Source organism: Streptosporangium becharense, from assembly GCF_014204985.1.
GTDB classification, from domain to species: Bacteria; Actinomycetota; Actinomycetes; order Streptosporangiales; family Streptosporangiaceae; genus Streptosporangium; species Streptosporangium becharense.
In genome coordinates this window covers 4,959,744-4,976,740 of the sequence record NZ_JACHMP010000001.1, presented here as the reverse complement: position 1 = coordinate 4,976,740, position 16,997 = coordinate 4,959,744, and the positions used below count along the sequence as shown (strand labels likewise).

Below are 16,997 nucleotides of genomic sequence, written 5' to 3'. Positions count from 1 at the left end.
TGGGCGGTCCTCCGGGACCGTCCCCGGGCGATCACACGCGGCACCCTGCCCCGCCGCGGTGGTCCCCCCACCGTGCCGAGTCAGGGGGACGAAGTGCAGTTCCGGGTTCTCGGCCCGGTGGAGGCCGACGACGACGGCATTCCCGTCGATCTCGGTGGTCCGCGCCAGCGAGCGGTACTGGCCAGGCTGATCCTGTCGCGCGGGACGGTCGTCCCGGTGGACGTGCTGATCGACGACGTCTACGGGAGTACGCCCCCGGCCAGCGCGCTGGCCACGCTGCAGTCGTACATCTCTCATCTGCGCCGGGCCGTCGAGCCCGGCCGCGCGCCGCGAGCACCGTCCCGAGTGATCATCGCCCGGCCGCCCGGCTACCTGCTCGCCGCGGCGGACGTGGACGTCGCGCGCTTCACCGAACTGGTCACCCGTTCCGCGTTCCGGTCGCCCGACGGCACACTCCCCTGCCTGGACGAGGCACTGGGGCTGTGGCGCGGGCAGCCCTACAGCGAGTTCGCCGACGAGCCGTGGGCGGCGGCGGAGGTCGGCCGTCTGCACGAGCTGCGTCTGACGGCGATCGAACGGCGCGCTCGGGCGTTGCTGGAGCTGGGCCGGCCGCTGACCGCCGTCGCCGACCTGGAGGCCGAGGTGATCGCGCACCCTCGGCGTGAGGGGTTGTGGTATCTGCTGGCCCTGGCGTTGCATCGGGCCGGGCGGAAGGCCGACGCTCTGGAGGTGCTCCGCCGGGCGGAGAGCCGACTCACCGGCCGGTCCGGCCTGCCTCCCGGCGCCGCGCTGAAGAGGTTGGAGGACGACATCGTCCGCGGCGTCGACTCGCCGACCGTCGTCCCCCAGACGGAGGCCGCGGCCGACCCGGTGAGGCTTTCCGCCACCGAACCGGTGCGCGACCTCCTGGACAACCCGGTGCGCAACCCCGCAGGAGGTACCTCCGACGCCGGTGTCGGCACCGGCGCTGCACCCGTGAGCGGCGCCGCGACCAGAACCGGTGCCGTACCCGGGAGCGGCGCTGCACCCGTGAGCGGCGCCACGCACGGGACCGGTGCCGTACCCGGTGTCACGACCGGCTTCCCGTCCGCCGCGGCCCGCATCGCGGCCGGCACCGGAAAGGCCCCGGCCGCGAGCCCGCGTCCGCCGCGGCGGCCCCTGTACGGCCGGGAACAGCAGCTCGCGGAACTGGCGACGCTTCCGGCGCGGGCGGCCGGGAACGGCACGGCCGTGGCCGCCGTGAGCGGTGAGGCGGGCATCGGCAAGACCCTGCTGCTGGAGACGTTCGGCGAGCACTGCGCCGGTCTCGGCCACCTGGTGCTGTGGGGACGCTGCCACGACAGCGACAGGACACCGCCGCTGTGGCCGTGGCTCCAGGCGCTGCGCACGCTCAGATCGACCTGCCCGCCCCCGGACGGACTGGTTCTGGCCGGCCTCTCCGACATCGAGACGCCCGACGGCCCCGACGGGAGCACCGCGTCCGCCACCGGGGCGGCCCGGCTCGGCCGGAGCTGGGCCGTCTCACGCTGGCTCGCCACGGCGGCGCGAGACCGGCCCCTGACGATCATCCTGGACGACCTGCACTGGGCGGACCCGGCCTCGCTCGAACTGCTCGGGGACATGGTCATGCTCACCGACGGCCTGGCCCGGAGCGTCCCTCTCACACTGGTCGTCGCGTTCCGCGACATCGCCGTCACGGAGGGATGCGTGTCCGGCTGCGCGGCGGAGAAGTTGCTGGGCCGGCTCGCCCGTTACAACCTGCTCCGGCTGCGCCTCACCGGGGTCTGCCTGCCCGCTGTCCGGGCCATCGTGGCGGACGCGGGGGTGGAGGCGGACGAGTGCACGATCCGGTGGCTGGCCGAGCGCACCGGGGGCAACCCGTTCTTCGTCCGGGAGAGCGCCCGGCTGCTCGCACAGGGACGGGACGCGGGCACGGTGCCCGACGCGGTGGCCGATCTGATCCGCCAGTGTCTGACCGACCTCGGGCCGGGAGCCGGGCAGACGCTGGTCACGGCCGCGGTGGTCGGCCGGGACTTCGATCCCGGCCTCGTCGCCGAGATAAGCGGGGTGGAGACGTACGACCTGCTGGACCGGGCCGCCCGAGCCGGGCTGGTGGTCCCGCGCGGTGACCGGATGTCCTTCGCACACGACATGATCAGGGAGACTCTCCTCCGCGACATGCCGCCGCTGCGCAAGGCGATGGTCCACCGGCGGGTGATGGCCGCGCTCGCCTCCCGGCCGGGCGTCGACGTCACCGTCGTCGCCCACCACGCGCTGGAGGCGAGTCCGATGGTGTACGAGTAGCCGGCGCGGTGGGCACGCGGCGGCGCCCCGGCACCCGGCCCGCGCGACGCTCCCCCGGAACATGGCACGCGGCCCGCGCACGACGGTTCCCCCGCCGCGCGAGCCGGAGCCGGTTCGGAGCGGTCTCCGGGGTGCAGGCGCAGGTCAGCGGTAAGCGGGTCAGCGGTAAGCGGGTCAGCGGTAACCGCCGCGGTAACGACCGCGGTACCGGGTCAGCGGTAACGACCGCGGTAGCGGGTCAGAGGCTGGGCGGAGGAGTCGACGTAGTCGACCCCGAGGACCCGGGCGACGAAGAGCGTGTGGTCACCGGCCGGGACGACCTTGACGGTCTCGGCCTCCACGGCGGTGACGCCGCCGTCCACGACGAGCGCCTCGCTGTGCGCGCCACGGTGGTGCGGCGTGCCCGCGAGCAGCAACCTGGCGCCGGGACGGCCGGGAGTGGCGAAGCGGCTGGCGATCGCCTTCTGCCCGGCCGACAGCACACTGGCCGCCCACCGGTCACGGCGGAGCAGCAGTTCGTTGAGGTAGCCGGCGTTGTCCATGCTCACCATCACCAGCGGCGGGTCCAGCGAGACGGAGCCGAAGGTGGCGACCGTGGTACCCACGTCGTCACGGTCATCCTTGACGGTCACGACCGTGACACCGGTCGGCACCTGGGCCATGGCCTCGATGAACTCGCTCATGCGGCCCATCATTCCGAAGAACGGACCGACGGATCGGGCCGGGAGGGCACCCGCGTACCGGAAACCCAGGCGGCACCCGACGAACCGAAGGCCCCCGCGTACCGGAGGCCCAGGTGACACGCAACGGCCGGGAGGGCACCCGCGTACCGGAAGCCCATGCGGCACCCGGCGGGATGGACGGGCTTCACCGGCTCAGAAGTTCACGTAGCACTCCACCTCGGCCCGTCGCGGGGTCGTCCCGCCCGCCACCGCGTCCGTGACACACCGCCGCTCCCGCTCGCTGAGGGGGAGCGGTCCGCACACGCTGACCCCGGAGTACCTCCGGCAGTCCAGTGCGGGGTTCTCCTCCCCCACCCGGTACCCGCGTTCGACCGCCGACCGGCACTCCCCGCGCAGTTCCTCGGTGTCGGCGTACTCACACTGGGCGGACAGGATCCGGTGCTGGTCCGGGCTCACCTGGATACGGGCCGCCGGCGCGGGAGTCGGGCTCAGGTGGCCCCGGCTCTCCGCGGCCGTGGTGGCCGGTGCCCGTTCCGTCGCCTCCTCGGCCGTGGCGCCGCACCCCGCGGCCATGAACAGCACCGCCGCCCCGATGAATGCCCTCATGATGACCCCCGGGGTTCACCGTAGCGGGGAACCGGTCTCATCTGGGGAAACATCCCGTATCGGGTGCGTAGCCGGGCGAGGTCGCCCGTCCGGACCGACGGCCCGGACGGGCCCCGCACGCCACGCGCACGGATCCCGCACGAACCCCGCACATCACGCGGACGTCACGCGCACAGACCCCGCACGTCACACGCACGGACCCGGGACGGCTGCCCGGGAGCCAACGGGAGGCGTGTGCGGCCGGGAACCGGGACGGCTAGCCGAGGCCGTTCTGGCTCAGCCAGTCCTTGGCGACCGCGGCGGCGTCGTCCTTGTCGACCGCGATGCGCTTCATGAGGGCGACGAGCCCGGCGGTGTCGAGCTTGGCGGACACGGCGTCGAGCGTGGTCCGCACGGTGTCGTTCACCCCCGCCTTGTTGACCAGGGGCGTGATGTTCTCCGCGGCGAAGGCGCTCTTGGTGTCCTGGAGGGAGACCAGGCCGTTGATGATGATCTTCGGATCGGTGGTGAAGACGTTGCCGACCTGGACGGTGCCGTTCTTGATGGCGTCGGCGGTGGCGTCACCGGTCTTCTTCCACTCCTTGAACTCCAGGCCGTAGGTGTCCTTGAAGTTCTTCTCCTGACGGCTCTTGAACTCCGGCGGGCCGCCCACGGTGTAGTTCTTGGCGACCTTGACGAGGTCCTCGATCGTGGTGAGGCCGTCCTTGGCGGCGGTCTCCTTGGAGACGGTCAGCGAGTTGTTGTCCTCGGCCGCGGCGGGCTGCAGGATCTCCAGCTCGGCCGGGAGCTTCTCCTTCAGCGCGGCGACGACCTCGTCCTTCTTCTTCTGGGTGCTCGTGTTGTCGACGAAGGCGAGCAGCGAGCCGACGTACTCCGGCAGAACGGTCAGGCCGCCGCTCTTGATCTGGTCGTAGAGGACCTCGCGGCTGCCGATGTTGAGCTTCCGCTCGACCTGCACGCCCTTGGCCTCCAGAGCCTGGGCGTAGATCTCGGCCAGCAGAACGTTCTCCGGGAAGTTGGCCGATCCGACGATGACCTTCCCCCCCGCCGGCGCGGACGCGGGGCCCGAGCCCGCCGGGCTCGCGGAGGCGCTGGTGAGCGGGTCACCACCGCCGCACGCGGTGAGGGTGAACACGGCAGAGAGGATCACCGCCGCGGTGCTGAGCAGGCGCTTCATCGTATATTTCCCTTCTAAAGCGGGGGGTTTAGGAGATTAGCGGATGTCCTGCCGCCCGCTCACCCCCGGTGAGACCGTGACACGTTGCGCCAGGACGAACGCGAACTGGACGAGCAGGGCCAGCAGCGCCACGAGGACGGCCCCGCCGATCGTGCTCGGGTAGTTCTTGGTCGCCAGGCCGTCGATGATGTAACGGCCCAGGCCGCCCAGGCCCACGTACGCGGCCACGGTCGCGGTCGCCACCACCTGGATCGCGGCCAGGCGCAGGCCGAGCAGGATGAGCGGCAGCGCCACCGGCACCAGCACCCGGCCGAGCACCTGCCCGCCCCGCAGTCCCATGCCGTACGCGGCGTCGCGCAGGTCCGGGTCCACCCCGCGGATGCCCTCGTAGGTGTTGACCAGGATGGGCGGCACGGCCAGCGCCACCAGCGGGATCAGCACCGGGACGATGGTGCCGACGCCCATGAACAGCACGATGAGCACCAGCAGGCCCAGCGTCGGCAGGGCACGGGCCGCGTTGGCGCTGAGCACCACGAGCAGGGCACCCCTCCCGGTGTGGCCGATCCACAGCCCCAGCGGGATCGCGATCAGCATGGCCAGCAGCAGTGAGAGCCCGGCGAACTCCAGGTGCTCCAGGAGCCGGACGGGGATGCCCTCCGGGCCGGACCAGTTGGCCGGGTCCCCGAAGAAGTCGATCAGCCAGTTCACGCGGACCCCCTCGCCCGTGCCCAGGGGGTGAGCAGGCGCTGTGCCAGCACCAGCATCAGGTCGGCGAGGCCCGCGAGAACCACGACCAGCACGATGCCGACGACGATCGGGGTGTAGAACTGCCGCTGCCAGCCGTCGATGAACAGGTAGCCGAGTCCGCCTCTGCCGACCAGCGCACCCACGCTGACCAGGCTGATGCTGGAGACCGTGGCCACCCTGAGCCCGGCCAGCACGACGGGCACGGCGATCGGCAGGTCGACCCGGAGCAGTCGCCGCAGCGGGGTGAAGCCCATGGCCACCGCCGACTGGCGCACGTGGTCGGGAACCGAGGTCAGCCCGTCGACGACCGCCGGGATCAGCACCGCCAGGGCGTAGAAGGTGAGCGGGATCATGACGGTGGTACGGGTCGCCAGGCCGGTGATCGGGATGAGCACGATGAAGACGGCCAGCGAGGGAAGCGAGTAGATCACGTTCATCACGCCGACGGTCGGCTGGTAGAGCCGTCGCCAGCGGACACCGGCCAGCCCGAGCGGGAGCGCGACGAGCAGCCCGATGACGACCGGCACCAGCGCCATCACGATGTGGTCCTCCAGCAGGGGCTGGATCCTGGGCCAGTTACGGCCGATCCAGTCCCAGCGGACCAGCGGCTCCTCATCCACGGGCGCCTCCCGCCGTCCCGGCCAGCGCCTCGTCGAGCGCCTCGCGGGTGACGACGCCCACGGCCCGGCCCGACTCGTCCACGGCGACGGCGTTGCCCGCCGGGGACAGCAGCGTCGCGTCCAGCGCGGCGCGCATCGAGTCGCGTCCGGCGACGAACGTCCCGGACGGGACGAGGTCCGCGTCGGCCACGGTGCCGGAGTCGGGCAGGTCCTTGGCGGCGGCCCAGCCCAGCGGGCGCCCGTCGCCGTCCACCACGGCCAGCCAGGGCTCGCCGGCGTCGCGCACGGCCGACACGTCGGCGGTGGCGGGGACGAGCAGGTCGGCGCGGAGCGCGATCCCCTCGGCGGAGATGAACGACAGCCGCCGGATGCCGCGGTCACGGCCGAGGAACTCGCGGACGAAGTCGTCGGCGGGGCGGGCCAGCAGCGTCGCCGGGTCGTCGAGCTGGGCCAGCCGGCCGCCGACGCGCAGGACCGCCACCCGGTCGCCGAGCTTGACGGCCTCGTCGATGTCGTGGGTGACGAACACGATGGTCTTGCGCAGCTCGGACTGGAGCCGCAGCAGCTCCTCCTGAAGGCTCGTGCGCACGATCGGGTCGACGGCGCTGAACGGCTCGTCCATCAGCAGCACCGGCGGGTCGGCCGCCAGCGCGCGGGCCACGCCGACGCGCTGCTGCTGGCCGCCGGAGAGCTGGAAGGGATAGCGGTCGGCCAGCTTCAGGTCGAGGCCGACGCGTTCGAGCAACTCCATGGCCCGGTCACGTGCCCGTTTCCTGCTCCAGCCCAGCAGCTGGGGCACCGTCGCCACGTTGTCGACGATCTTGCGGTGCGGGAAGAGCCCTGCCTGCTGGATGACGTAGCCGATGCCCCGGCGCAGCGTCGGCGGGTCGATCGTCGTGACGTCGACGCCGTCCAGGAGGATCTGGCCCTCGGTCGGGTCGATCATCCGGTTGATCATCCGGAGGGACGTCGTCTTGCCGCATCCGGACGGGCCGACGAAGACCGTTATCCCCCCGGTGTGCACGTCGAGGCTCAGACCGTCCACGGCGACGGTCCCGTCGGCGTAGCGCTTGGTGACACCATTGAATGTGATCATGCGCAACCTCTTGTTTTCGCAGGGCCACGGCTCCCTGCCCAGCCGCCCCATGATCCCGCACGAGTCAGCCTATGTCCCACTTATCCGATCTGTCTTCCTGGCTTTTCCCTGGAAGATCGATGAGCTAGATCAACATGTGTATTTCTCGCCAAATGGGCATTCAGTAGTGCGGGAGATGCCCCGGCTTGACATGATTACCCACATCGCTGGAGTTGATCCCTCCGGCACCGTGCGTCACCGACGTCACAGCCGCACCGCTCACCACCGATCGCCGAACCACCAGAGGAAGCCGGTCCCGTGACCCAACAGCTCCTCGGTCAGCGCTCGCGCGGCGAACTGATCGCCGAGCTCTACGACCGTCACGCCGCAGGACTGTTCGCCTACTGCCACGACCAGCTGGGTGACGCCGGCTCCGCCGCGGAGGTGCTGGCGGCCGTCTTCTCCGGCGTCCAGGCCGTCGAGCCGCCGCGCGCAGCGCTGTACGCGCTCGCCCGCCGCGAGATCTACCTGCGCGACATCGTCTACTGCCCTCCCCGGACGGACCTGGACCCGGCGGTCGCCTTCGTCGACCGTGTCCTGCGCGAGATGCGTCCGCACCAGCGCGAGGTGCTCTACCTGTCGGGCGTGCGCGAACTGGACACGGCCGAGCTGTCCTGGGTGCTCGACGTGGCCGCCGACACCGCCGACGAGCTCACGGTGAGCGCCTGCCGGGGCTTCGCCCGGTCGCTGACCACCGCCCTGGCGGCGACGCGGATCCCCGACCCGCTGAGAGAGGTGTTCGGCGCCCTGACCGTCGCGCCGGTCCGCGACGTGCTCAACCTCGCCCCCTGGGCCACCCCGCCCGCGGGCCTGCGCGCCGTCGTGCTGGGGCCCCAGGCGGCACCGGTCATCACCGCCCGGCGCTCCCCCTCGCCGCGGGTCAAGCAGCTGTGGCCGACGACCCCCGCGTGGCCGGTCCCCGACACCGGCGGCACCGCACCGCGGGACGCGACCGCGTCGCCGGCGCCGGGTGCCGGCGGCGCCGCGTCAGAGAGTCCGGCCGCGTTCCCGGAAACGGCCGCGTTCCCGGAGCCCGCGACGGAGGACCGCTTCCCCGACCCCTTCGCGCCGCCGAACCCGGACGAGGTCTCCGCCCACGAGGCCAGCACCGAGCCGATGCCCAAGCTCCGCGGCCCGATGCTCGACGCCCTCGACGAGGCGGCTGTCCGGCCACGCCGTCGCAGGCCCCAGCGTCCCCGGCCGCGCGGGGAGAGGCCGATGTCCGCTCCGGTCCCCGGGGACGTGCTCGACGACTTCGCGCCGCACGACGACCTGCTCCACCCGCCCTCCCCGCGGACGCGGGCCATCCGCCCCCACACCGACAGGCTGGTCGCCGCGGCCCCACGCGACAAGGTCGCTTCGCCACCCGGCGAGGCCGCTTCGCCACCCGACAGGGCCGCTTCGCCACCCGGTGAGGCCGCTTCGCCACCCGGTGAGGCCGCTTCGTCGCGCGACGGCTCCGCTCCGCCGGACGGCGAGACCGCCCCGCCGCGTGATGAGATCGCCCCGCCGCGTGATGAGGCTGCCGCGCCGTCTCCCGCGACCGCGCTCGACGCTCCGCCCTCCGCGCTCCCCCTGCCCGGCTGGCCACTGCAGACCGACCAACTGGACGCCCTCGCCGAGCGTGAGCGCGAATCCGAGCGCGAGCGGAAGCAGGATCGGGCCCCGCTGGACCTCCCCCGCCCGGTGGGCCTTCCCGAGTCGCTGAACCTTCCCCGCCCGGTGGGCCCTTCCGAGTCGCTGAACCTTCCCCGCCCGGTGGGCCTACCCGACCCGGTGAGCCCTTCCCGTCCGGCGGAGCAGCGGGACCACTCGTCCGTTTCCGGTGCTCAGGACCCCGCTCCGGGCACCGCCCACGGCACCCGGCCGGGCACCGCCCAGCCGTCCCCGCCCGTCTCCGCGGCCGGCCGCTCCCCGCTGCGCCTGCCCCGGTGGGTCATGCGGGACGACCTGGTCGACGAGCCCCCGTCGCACAGCCCCACCCCGCACGGCCTCGCACCACACAGCCCCACCCCACCCGACCTCGCACCACACAGCGGATCATGGGACGGCACCGAGGCCGGGCCGGCCCCCGTCCCCGGGATCGAGTCCACCTCCCCGCCCCCGGCCGGGGTGGAGGTCTCCCCCGCCGCCCTGTCGACGCCCGCGACCCCGCCCCCCGCCCCGCCCACGGCCCCCGCCCGGGCCGGCGGACGCGGGCGGGCGACGTCCGGCAGACGGGCGGCCGCCTCCGGTGGACGGGCCGCGTCCCCCAGGCGGGCGAGCCACCGCGCACGGCGCAAGCACCGGGCGAAGGCCAGGCACCACGACTGGGCCTGGGAGTTGATCGGCTTCCTCATCGCGGTGACGATCGCCATGATCGTCTTCTTCGCGGTACCCATGATCATCACCCCGTGAGCCCGTGCCCCGCCGCGTCCGCCGACCGGCGGACGCGGCCGGGAACACCGGATCACCCGGCCGACAAGATCAGCCCGCTGGTGGGGACGCCGGTCCCGGCGGTGACCAGCACGTGGCGCACCCCCGCGACCTGGTTGGCCGAGGTGCCCCGCACCTGCCGGACGGCCTCGGCGATGCCGTTCATACCGTGGATGTACGCCTCACCGAGCTGGCCGCCGTGCGGGTTGACCGGCAGGCGGCCGTCGATCTCGATGCCGCCGTCGGCCACGTAGTCGCGGGCCTCCCCCCGCCCGCAGAAGCCCAGCTCCTCCAGCTGGGTGAGGACGAACGGGGTGAAGTGGTCGTACAGGATCGCGGTCTGCACGTCCGCCGGGCCGAGGCCGGACTGCTCCCAGAGCCGGCGGCCGACCACCCCCATCTCCGGCAGGCCGGTCATGTCGTCCCGGTAGTAGCTGGTCATCATCATCTGGCCGGCGCCCGACCCCTGGGCCGCGGCGGTGACCAGAGCGGGTGACCTGCGCAGGTCCCGTGCCCGCTCGGCGGAGGTGACCACCAGGGCCACCGCGCCGTCGCTCTCCTGGCAGCAGTCGAGCAGGTGCAGCGGTTCCACGATCCACTTCGACTCCTGGTGCTCCCGGAGCGTGATCGGGCGTCCGTGGAACCACGCGGCGGGGTTGACGGCCGCGTGCCTGCGCATCGCGACCGCCACCCGGCCGAAGTCCTCGGAGGTGGCGCCGTAGGTGTGCATGTAGCGCCGGGCGAACATGGCGACCCAGGCTGCGGGGGTCATCAGCCCGTACGGCACGTGCCAGCTCATCTCCAGGCCCTGCGAGGAGGGTTCGCCCGCGATCCGGGCGTCGGGCCGGCCGAACCTGTGCCCGGAGCGTTCGTTGAACGCCCGGTAGCAGACCACGGTCTCGGCGACCCCGGTGGCGACGGCCATCGCCGCGTGCAGCACCGTGCCGCACGCGGCGCCGCCGCCGTAGTGGACGCGGGAGAAGAACGACAGGTCGCCGATGCCCACCTCACGGGCGACGGCGATCTCCTGGTTGGCGTCCTGGGTGTAGGTGACCAGCCCGTCCACGTCCGAGGGAGCCAGGCCCGCGTCGTCGAGGGCCGCGAACACCGCCTCGGCGGCGAGCCGGAGCTCTGATCGCCCCGACTGCTTGGAGAACTCGGTCGCGCCGATGCCGGCGACGGCCGTGCGACCCGAAAAGGAGACCACGCTGGTGAGTCCTTTCTCACGATGGTGGGGTGACGCGGGCGGGCCGATCAGCGCGCGGGCCGGCGGGCGGCTCAGCGGGCGGGGAGGGAGAACCTGACGGTGCCGGAGGCGTGGTCGCCGAGACCGACCCGGCCGCGGACTCCGACGGTGAACTCGTCGCCCTCGTGAGCGGTCACCGACCCGGTGAAGGTCAGCCGGTCACCCGCGTACGCCGGGACGCCGAGCCGGACCTTGATACCGCGGATGATCGCCTCCGGGCCGGTCCAGTCGGTGACGTAGCGTTCGACGAGGCCCATCGTGGTCAGGATGTTGAGGAAGATGTCCTTCGCCCCCTGTGCCCTGGCTCCCTCGACGTCATGGTGCACCGGGGTGAAGTCCATGGTCGCCAGCGCGGTGGAGATGATCAGGGTGGGGGTCAGCTCGACGGCCAGTTCCGGCAGGACGGTGCCGACGCCGGCCTGGTCCGCGGTGAACGTCCGCATCACGCCTCCCCGGGGGCCGGCACCGGCACCCACACCGGCAGGGTCAACTCCTCGTCCATCCGCCGGTACGTCACCCGCACCGCCATGCCGATCCTCACCTCCGCGGGGGGACAGTCCACCACGTTGCCCACGATCCGCACCCCTTCCGGCAGTTCCACCACGGCGACCACGAAAGGCGTCCGCAGCCCCGGGACCGGCGGGTTGTGATGGACGACGTAGCTGTACACCTCGCCCCGGCCGCTCGCGGTCACGTGCGTGCGGGCGGCCGAACGGCACGAGGGGCAGACCGGGCCCGGCGGATGCCGCAGCAGGCCGCAGTCCGCGCACCTCTGGACGCGGAGCTCCCCGACGGCGGCGCCTTCCCAGAAGAAGGCGGTGTCGGCGTTGACCGCGGGCCGCAGCGGGTACGGGCCGGCCGCCGCATTCCCATCGGCACCGGTTCCGGTGCCGGCCGCCGCCTCCCCACCGGTTCCGGTGCCGGCCGCGGCCATCGGATGCGGCTCACGCGCCGCCGTCCGCCTCCCGGCTCCGGCGGGAGGCCGGAACTTCAGCACCCGGAAGAGCATCTCGGCCACCGCCTCGTCATCGGAGTACCAGGTGACGTTCCAGGTGACGAAGTAGCCCTCGCCGAGGGCGGTCTTCTTGGGCCCGGCCAGCGCGGACAGCCGGGTGGCCGGGACCGGCCGCTCGCCGAGCCGCAGGTAACGGTGGTGGGTCTGCTCGCAGTCGGTGGCGACCACGCCGGTGTAGCCGTCCGCGTCCAGCATCGCGAGCACGTCGTCCACCGGCGTGGGTGCCCTGGGGGCGTCCCGCCGCACGCCGGGCATCGTCCAGACCTGGATCATCGCGGGAGGCGCCGTGATCTCCCCGTGCACCCCGGCCGCGGCGGCCTCCGGGTCGGTGTGGAGCGGGTTGGCGTCCCCCATGGCGTCGGCCCAGTGCCGGATCATCGGCAGGTTCACCGGGTCGGCCGCCGGCAGTCCCCTGGTCTCCCCCTCCGCGATCCGCCGGTCGGCCAGCGCGGTCAGCCGGTCGTGCGGGGTGCCGCGGCCCGCCGTCGCCGTCATCGGGGCGGCCTCGGCAGGTTGAGGCCGAGCATGGCGATCAGCTCACGCTGGACCTCGTTGACGCCACCGCCGAAGGTGAGGACGAGGCCGCCCTTGGCGCCGCGGTCGACGCGCTCCATGAGGTCCGCGGTCTCCGGATCGGACGGGTCGCCGAAACGGGCCAGGACCTCCCCGACGATCCGGCCGACCTCCTGCAGCCGCTCGGAGCCGTAGATCTTGGTGGCCGAGGCGTCGGGGGCTCCCAGCCAGCCGAGATCCATGTTGGCCGCGACCTGCCAGTTCAGCAGCTCGTTGGTGCGGAGGTAGGCGTGGATCCGGCCGAGCGCCCGGCGTACGGCCGGTTCGTCGGCCCGGCCGGTGCGGCGGGCCCAGGCCAGGAACCGGTCGTAGGTGTGAGCGATGTTGCCCGCCGGGCCGAGGGTGACACGCTCATGGTTGAGCTGGTTGACGATCAGGTCCCAGCCCTTGTTCTCCTCCCCCACGACCATGTCCGCAGGCACCCGCACGTCGGAGTAGTAGGTGGAGTTGGTGTGGTGCCGTCCGTCCATCGTGGTGATCGGCGTCCACGAGAAGCCCGGGTCGGAGCAGTCGACGATCATCATGGTGATGCCGCGGTGCTTCCCGGCCTCCGGGTCGGTGCGGGCGGCGAGCCAGATGTACTGGGCGTGGTGCGCGCCGGAGGTGAAGGTCTTCTGGCCGTTGACCACGTAGTGGTCCCCGTCGCGGACCGCGGTGGTGCGCAGGGACGCCAGGTCGGTCCCGGCCTCCGGTTCGGTGTAGCCGATCGCGAAGTGGCACTCCCCGGCCAGGATGCGCGGCAGGAAGAAGTCCTTCTGCCGCGGGGTGCCGTACTGCATGAGGGTCGGGCCGACGGTCTGGACCGTGATGATCGGGTACGGCACCTCGGCGCGGGCGATCTCGTTGGCGAAGATCTGCTGCTCCAGCGGGCCGTACCCGCCGCCGCCGTACTCCTTCGGCCAGCCCAGGCCGAGCTTGCCGTCACGGCCGAGCCTGCGGCAGTGCTCCATGTAGGTGCGGCCGAACGGGTCGGAGGCGATCTCCCGGCGGTCGTCGGCGGTCAGGCAGGCCCGGAAGTACTCGCGCAGTTCGTCGCGGAGCCTCTTCTGCCCGGGGGTCAGGTCGATCAGCATCAGACGAGCGCTCCGATCGCGTCGAGCCGGGCCTCCGCACCGCCCAGCAGGTGGGCGTGGTGCCTGCCCCAGGCGAAGTAGCGGTGCAGCGGGTAGGTCACGTCCACTCCGATTCCCCCGTGCAGGTGCTGGCAGGTGTAGAGCGCGCGGAGCGCCGGTTCGGCGGCGGTCAGGGCGGCGACGGCCAGGTCCGCCTCGGCCTCCTCGTCGGCGCCGCGGGCCAGCCGCCACACCCCGGACCACACGGCCACGTCGAGAGCGCGGGCGGCGATGTAGACGTCGGCGATCTGCATGGTCACCGCCTGGAACTCGGCCAGCGCGCGGCCGAACTGCCTGCGGGTCCGGATGTACTCCGTGGTGAGCGCCAGCGCCCCGTCCAGCACGCCGGAGGCGACGGCGACGATCCCGGCCAGCGCCAGCCGGCGCAGCCCGTCCGCCGCCCGGCCATCGGGTGCGCCGACCGGCCGTCCGGGGGTGTCGCGCAGGGTGAGCGCCGCGGCGGGCTCTCCCGTGGAGACGGGCACCGGCCGCGGGGCCGCCGCCGCGGGGTCGACCAGGAACAGGCCGACGCCGTCGCCGGTGGCGGCGGGGACCAGCACCGCCGCGGCCTGGGCGGCGTAGGGGACCGTGCCGGTGGCGCCGTCCAGCGTCCAACCGTCGCCGCGGGCACGGGCGGTGGTCGTGGGCACGGCGCCGAGGTCGCGTCCGGGCTCGTTCAGCGCGGCGGCCAGCACGATCTCGCCCGCGGCGAGCGGGGCCAGCGCCTCGCGCTGCTCGGAAGAGCCGTAGCGGGCGATCACCTGCGCGGCGACCAGGCTCTGCTCCAAGGGGACCGGTGCCACCCGGGCACCGGCCTCCCGCAGGATGACGGCCGTCTCCACCGGCCCGAGCCCCGCGCCGCCCGCCTCCTCGGGAAGGCAGGCGCCGAGCAGCCCGGCGCGGGCGAGGGAGCCCCACAGGCCGGCGTCGTACGGGGCGCCGCTCGCCTCGTGGGCGTCGATCCTGGCCGGGGCCGCCTCACGGCTGAGCAGGTTCGCCGCGAGGTCGCGCAGTTCGGTCTGTGTCTCGTCGAGGTCGAAGTCCACTGGCGCTCCAGGGTGCCGTCGGCCGTGCCGGATGAAGCCGTGCTGGATGAACTCGTCGTGGACGCGGGCGATGTCGCCGGCAACCGGGGCCGCAAGCCGTGACGCCCACGTCAGCCGATCCGAAAAGTAGAACGTATTCTAATATTTGTCCAGGGGTCACCGCCCGGAATCTACGGACACGGTGATGATTCACGGCATATTACGAGTAAGCACAGGGCATCCATGTGACTGGCGAGTAACCGGCCCGAGTGTCCGAAAATCAGATAACGTGTTCTCATGCGTACCCCGCGTGTGACCACCGAGGTGCCGGCCACCCCGCACCCGACCGGCGCGTCCGCCCCCGGCGGCGCACCGGCGCGCGGCAAGCAGAACCCGGCGGGGCCGGGCGATCCGGCGGCCACCGGAGCCCGCACCAGGAGCCAGCAGCAGCGGCGCAGGCGCATCGTCCAGGCCGCCGCCGCCCTCGCCTCGCGCGGCGGGGTCGAGGCCATGCAGATGCGCACCGTCGCCGAGCGCGCCGGAGTCGCGCTGGGAACGCTCTACCGATACTTCCCCTCGAAGATGGATCTCGTCGTCGCCGTCGTCGGCGAGGAGATCGACCTGCTGGAACGCAGCATCGAGCGGCGCCCGCCGAGCGCCGCCGCCGCTGCGGGACGCGCGGTCGACGTGCTGATGCGGGCCACCCGCGGCCTGATGCGCGAGCCGGAGCTCGCCGACGCGCTCATCCGCTCGCTGATCATGGCCGAGGTCGACACCCCGTTCGGCGACCGGATGGCGGGGCTGCTGCTCCGCGTCGCCGGCGACGGGCTGACCGGGGAGACCGCCACCGAGGAACAGTTCGCCCTGGCGGGTTCGCTGTCCAGCGTCTGGGTGCACGAACTGCTGGAGATGCTCCGCGGACGCCGCACCTACGAGCAGATCCAGCGCCGCATCGAGATCGCCGCCGACCGTCTCCTCGCCGATTTCGGGCCCACTCCTTCCGCCTGAAACTAGAACCCGTTACAGTCGCAGTCGGAGGAGAACCAGAACTGAATTCTGGAGCGATGCGCGGGCGGGCCGGCAAGCGTTCCGGGCCGGAGGGTGTGCCGGGTCGGCGGGCCGGGCCGGCGCGCGTTCTGGGCCGACGGGCAGGAGGTCGCATGAGCGCAGTGATCGTCGAGGCCGTGAGAACCCCCATCGGCAGGCGCAACGGCCGGCTCGCCGGACTGAAGCCCCAGGCGGTGCTCGCCGCGGCGCTGCGCGGCCTCGTCTCCAGGGCCGCCATCGACCCGGCCGCGGTGGACCAGGTCTTCGCCGGGTGCGTGACGCAGGCCGGCGAGCAGGGCGGCCACATCGGACGGCACGCCTGGCTCTACGCCGGCCTGCCCCACCAGACCGGCGTGACCACGGTCGACGCGCAGTGCGGCTCCTCACAGCAGGCGGTGCACCTGACCGCGGCGCTCATTCACGCGGGCGTCATCGACGTCGGCGTCGCCTGCGGCGTCGAGGTCATGAGCCGGGCGCCGCTCGGCTCCAACGTACTCCCGGCCGACCCCCGGCCCGCCGACTGGACCATCGACCTGCCCGACCAGTTCACCGCCGCCGAGCGGATCGCACGGCGGCGCGGGCTGACCCGCGAGCGGCTCGACGCCTTCGGCGCGCGGTCCCAGCGACTCGCCGCCCACGCGTGGGCCGAGGGCCGCTTCGACCGGGAGATCATCCCGGTCGAAGCACCGGTGCTCGGCGAGGACGGCGAGCCGACCGGGGAGAACCGCACCGTACGCACCGACCAGGGACTGCGCGAGACGACCGTGGAAGGGCTGGCCCGGCTCAAGCCGGTCATGGGCGAGGGAGGCCTGCACACCGCGGGGACCTCCTCGCAGATCTCCGACGGCGCGGCGGCGGTGCTGCTGATGAGCCAGGAGGCCGCCACCCGGCACGGACTTCGTCCCCGGGCGAGGATCCTCGCCCAGGCACTGGTCGGCGCCGAGCCGTACTACCACCTCGACGGGCCGGTGGACGCCACCGCCAAGGTCCTGTCCGCCGCGGGGATGAGCATCACCGACATCGAAAGGTTCGAAGTGAACGAGGCGTTCGCGTCGGTGGTCCTATCCTGGGCGTCGGTACACAAGCCGGACATGGACCGGGTCAACGTCAACGGCGGCGCCATCGCGCTCGGCCACCCCGTCGGCGCGACCGGTTCCCGGCTGATCACCACCGCCCTGCACGAGCTGGAGCGGTCCGGCTCCTCGACCGCGCTGGTCTCGATGTGCGCGGGCGGGGCACTCGCCACCGCGACCGTCCTCGAGCGCCTCTGACCGGCGCCGGTAAGGAGCACC

General features: G+C 72.9%; 15 protein-coding genes. 4 read left to right on the top strand and 11 right to left on the bottom strand.

From position 1 onward, the window contains the following. The first annotated feature begins 93 nt into the window (after nucleotides 1-93). Nucleotides 94-2,304, top strand: a complete 2,211-nt coding sequence (locus F4562_RS21965) for an ATP-binding protein (RefSeq protein ID WP_184545892.1) — start codon at nucleotides 94-96, stop codon at nucleotides 2,302-2,304. A gap of 212 nt (nucleotides 2,305-2,516) precedes the next feature. On the opposite strand, the gene F4562_RS21960 is transcribed toward F4562_RS21965, so the two are convergent. The 6 genes from F4562_RS21960 to F4562_RS21935 form a co-directional block, all read right to left on the bottom strand. Beyond that, on the bottom strand, nucleotides 2,517-2,987 hold the full coding sequence (locus tag F4562_RS21960) for a flavin reductase family protein (RefSeq protein WP_184545894.1): 471 nt from the start codon (nucleotides 2,985-2,987) through the stop codon (nucleotides 2,517-2,519). A gap of 192 nt (nucleotides 2,988-3,179) precedes the next feature. Beyond that, nucleotides 3,180-3,593 carry a hypothetical protein gene (locus F4562_RS21955; protein ID WP_246473506.1) on the bottom strand — a complete coding sequence of 138 codons (414 nt, stop codon included), beginning with the start codon at nucleotides 3,591-3,593 and terminating at the stop codon, nucleotides 3,180-3,182. A 256-nt stretch (nucleotides 3,594-3,849) separates the two neighbouring features. Further along, on the bottom strand, nucleotides 3,850-4,770 hold the full coding sequence (locus tag F4562_RS21950; RefSeq protein WP_184545896.1) for an ABC transporter substrate-binding protein: 921 nt from the start codon (nucleotides 4,768-4,770) through the stop codon (nucleotides 3,850-3,852). Nucleotides 4,771-4,806: 36 nt separating this feature from the next. Next, on the bottom strand, nucleotides 4,807-5,478 hold the full coding sequence (locus F4562_RS21945) for an ABC transporter permease (protein ID WP_184545898.1): 672 nt from the start codon (nucleotides 5,476-5,478) through the stop codon (nucleotides 4,807-4,809). Then, complete coding sequence (locus F4562_RS21940) at nucleotides 5,475-6,137, bottom strand: ABC transporter permease (RefSeq protein ID WP_184545900.1); 663 nt, start codon at nucleotides 6,135-6,137, stop codon at nucleotides 5,475-5,477. Before F4562_RS21940 ends, F4562_RS21945 begins: the two co-directional genes overlap by 4 nt. After that, on the bottom strand, nucleotides 6,130-7,233 hold the full coding sequence (locus F4562_RS21935; RefSeq protein ID WP_184545902.1) for an ABC transporter ATP-binding protein: 1,104 nt from the start codon (nucleotides 7,231-7,233) through the stop codon (nucleotides 6,130-6,132). Before F4562_RS21935 ends, F4562_RS21940 begins: the two co-directional genes overlap by 8 nt. A 297-nt stretch (nucleotides 7,234-7,530) precedes the next feature. Here F4562_RS21935 and F4562_RS21930 point away from each other — a divergent pair, with 297 nt between their 5' ends. Continuing rightward, nucleotides 7,531-9,669: an RNA polymerase sigma factor gene (locus F4562_RS21930; RefSeq protein WP_184545904.1), complete on the top strand. Its 2,139-nt coding sequence runs from the start codon at nucleotides 7,531-7,533 to the stop codon at nucleotides 9,667-9,669. A 52-nt stretch (nucleotides 9,670-9,721) separates the two neighbouring features. On the opposite strand, the gene F4562_RS21925 is transcribed toward F4562_RS21930, so the two are convergent. The 5 genes from F4562_RS21925 to F4562_RS21905 form a co-directional block, all read right to left on the bottom strand. Then, on the bottom strand, nucleotides 9,722-10,894 hold the full coding sequence (locus F4562_RS21925) for a lipid-transfer protein (protein WP_184545905.1): 1,173 nt from the start codon (nucleotides 10,892-10,894) through the stop codon (nucleotides 9,722-9,724). 71 nt (nucleotides 10,895-10,965) lie between these two features. Then, a complete protein-coding gene (locus F4562_RS21920; RefSeq protein ID WP_184545907.1) occupies nucleotides 10,966-11,376 on the bottom strand; it encodes a MaoC/PaaZ C-terminal domain-containing protein in 411 nt (136 codons plus the stop codon). Beyond that, the gene (locus F4562_RS21915; RefSeq protein ID WP_184545909.1) at nucleotides 11,376-12,443 is read right to left on the bottom strand and encodes a bifunctional MaoC family dehydratase N-terminal/OB-fold nucleic acid binding domain-containing protein; all 1,068 of its coding nucleotides are present in this window, start codon (nucleotides 12,441-12,443) and stop codon (nucleotides 11,376-11,378) included. Before F4562_RS21915 ends, F4562_RS21920 begins: the two co-directional genes overlap by 1 nt. Then, on the bottom strand, nucleotides 12,440-13,594 hold the full coding sequence (locus tag F4562_RS21910) for an acyl-CoA dehydrogenase family protein (RefSeq protein WP_184545911.1): 1,155 nt from the start codon (nucleotides 13,592-13,594) through the stop codon (nucleotides 12,440-12,442). The genes F4562_RS21915 and F4562_RS21910 overlap by 4 nt, the downstream gene beginning before the upstream one ends. Then, nucleotides 13,594-14,679 (bottom strand): acyl-CoA dehydrogenase family protein, encoded by a 1,086-nt coding sequence (locus F4562_RS21905; RefSeq protein WP_184545913.1) that lies wholly within the window; start codon nucleotides 14,677-14,679, stop codon nucleotides 13,594-13,596. Before F4562_RS21905 ends, F4562_RS21910 begins: the two co-directional genes overlap by 1 nt. Nucleotides 14,680-14,955: 276 nt before the next feature. On the opposite strand from F4562_RS21905, the gene F4562_RS21900 reads away from it, so the two are divergent. Both F4562_RS21900 and F4562_RS21895 read left to right on the top strand, forming a co-directional pair. Then, nucleotides 14,956-15,666, top strand: a complete 711-nt coding sequence (locus F4562_RS21900) for a TetR family transcriptional regulator (RefSeq protein WP_184545915.1) — start codon at nucleotides 14,956-14,958, stop codon at nucleotides 15,664-15,666. Nucleotides 15,667-15,818: 152 nt separating this feature from the next. After that, nucleotides 15,819-16,976, top strand: coding sequence for a steroid 3-ketoacyl-CoA thiolase (locus F4562_RS21895; RefSeq protein WP_184545917.1), 1,158 nt, complete (start codon nucleotides 15,819-15,821; stop codon nucleotides 16,974-16,976). Nucleotides 16,977-16,997 lie beyond the last annotated feature (21 nt).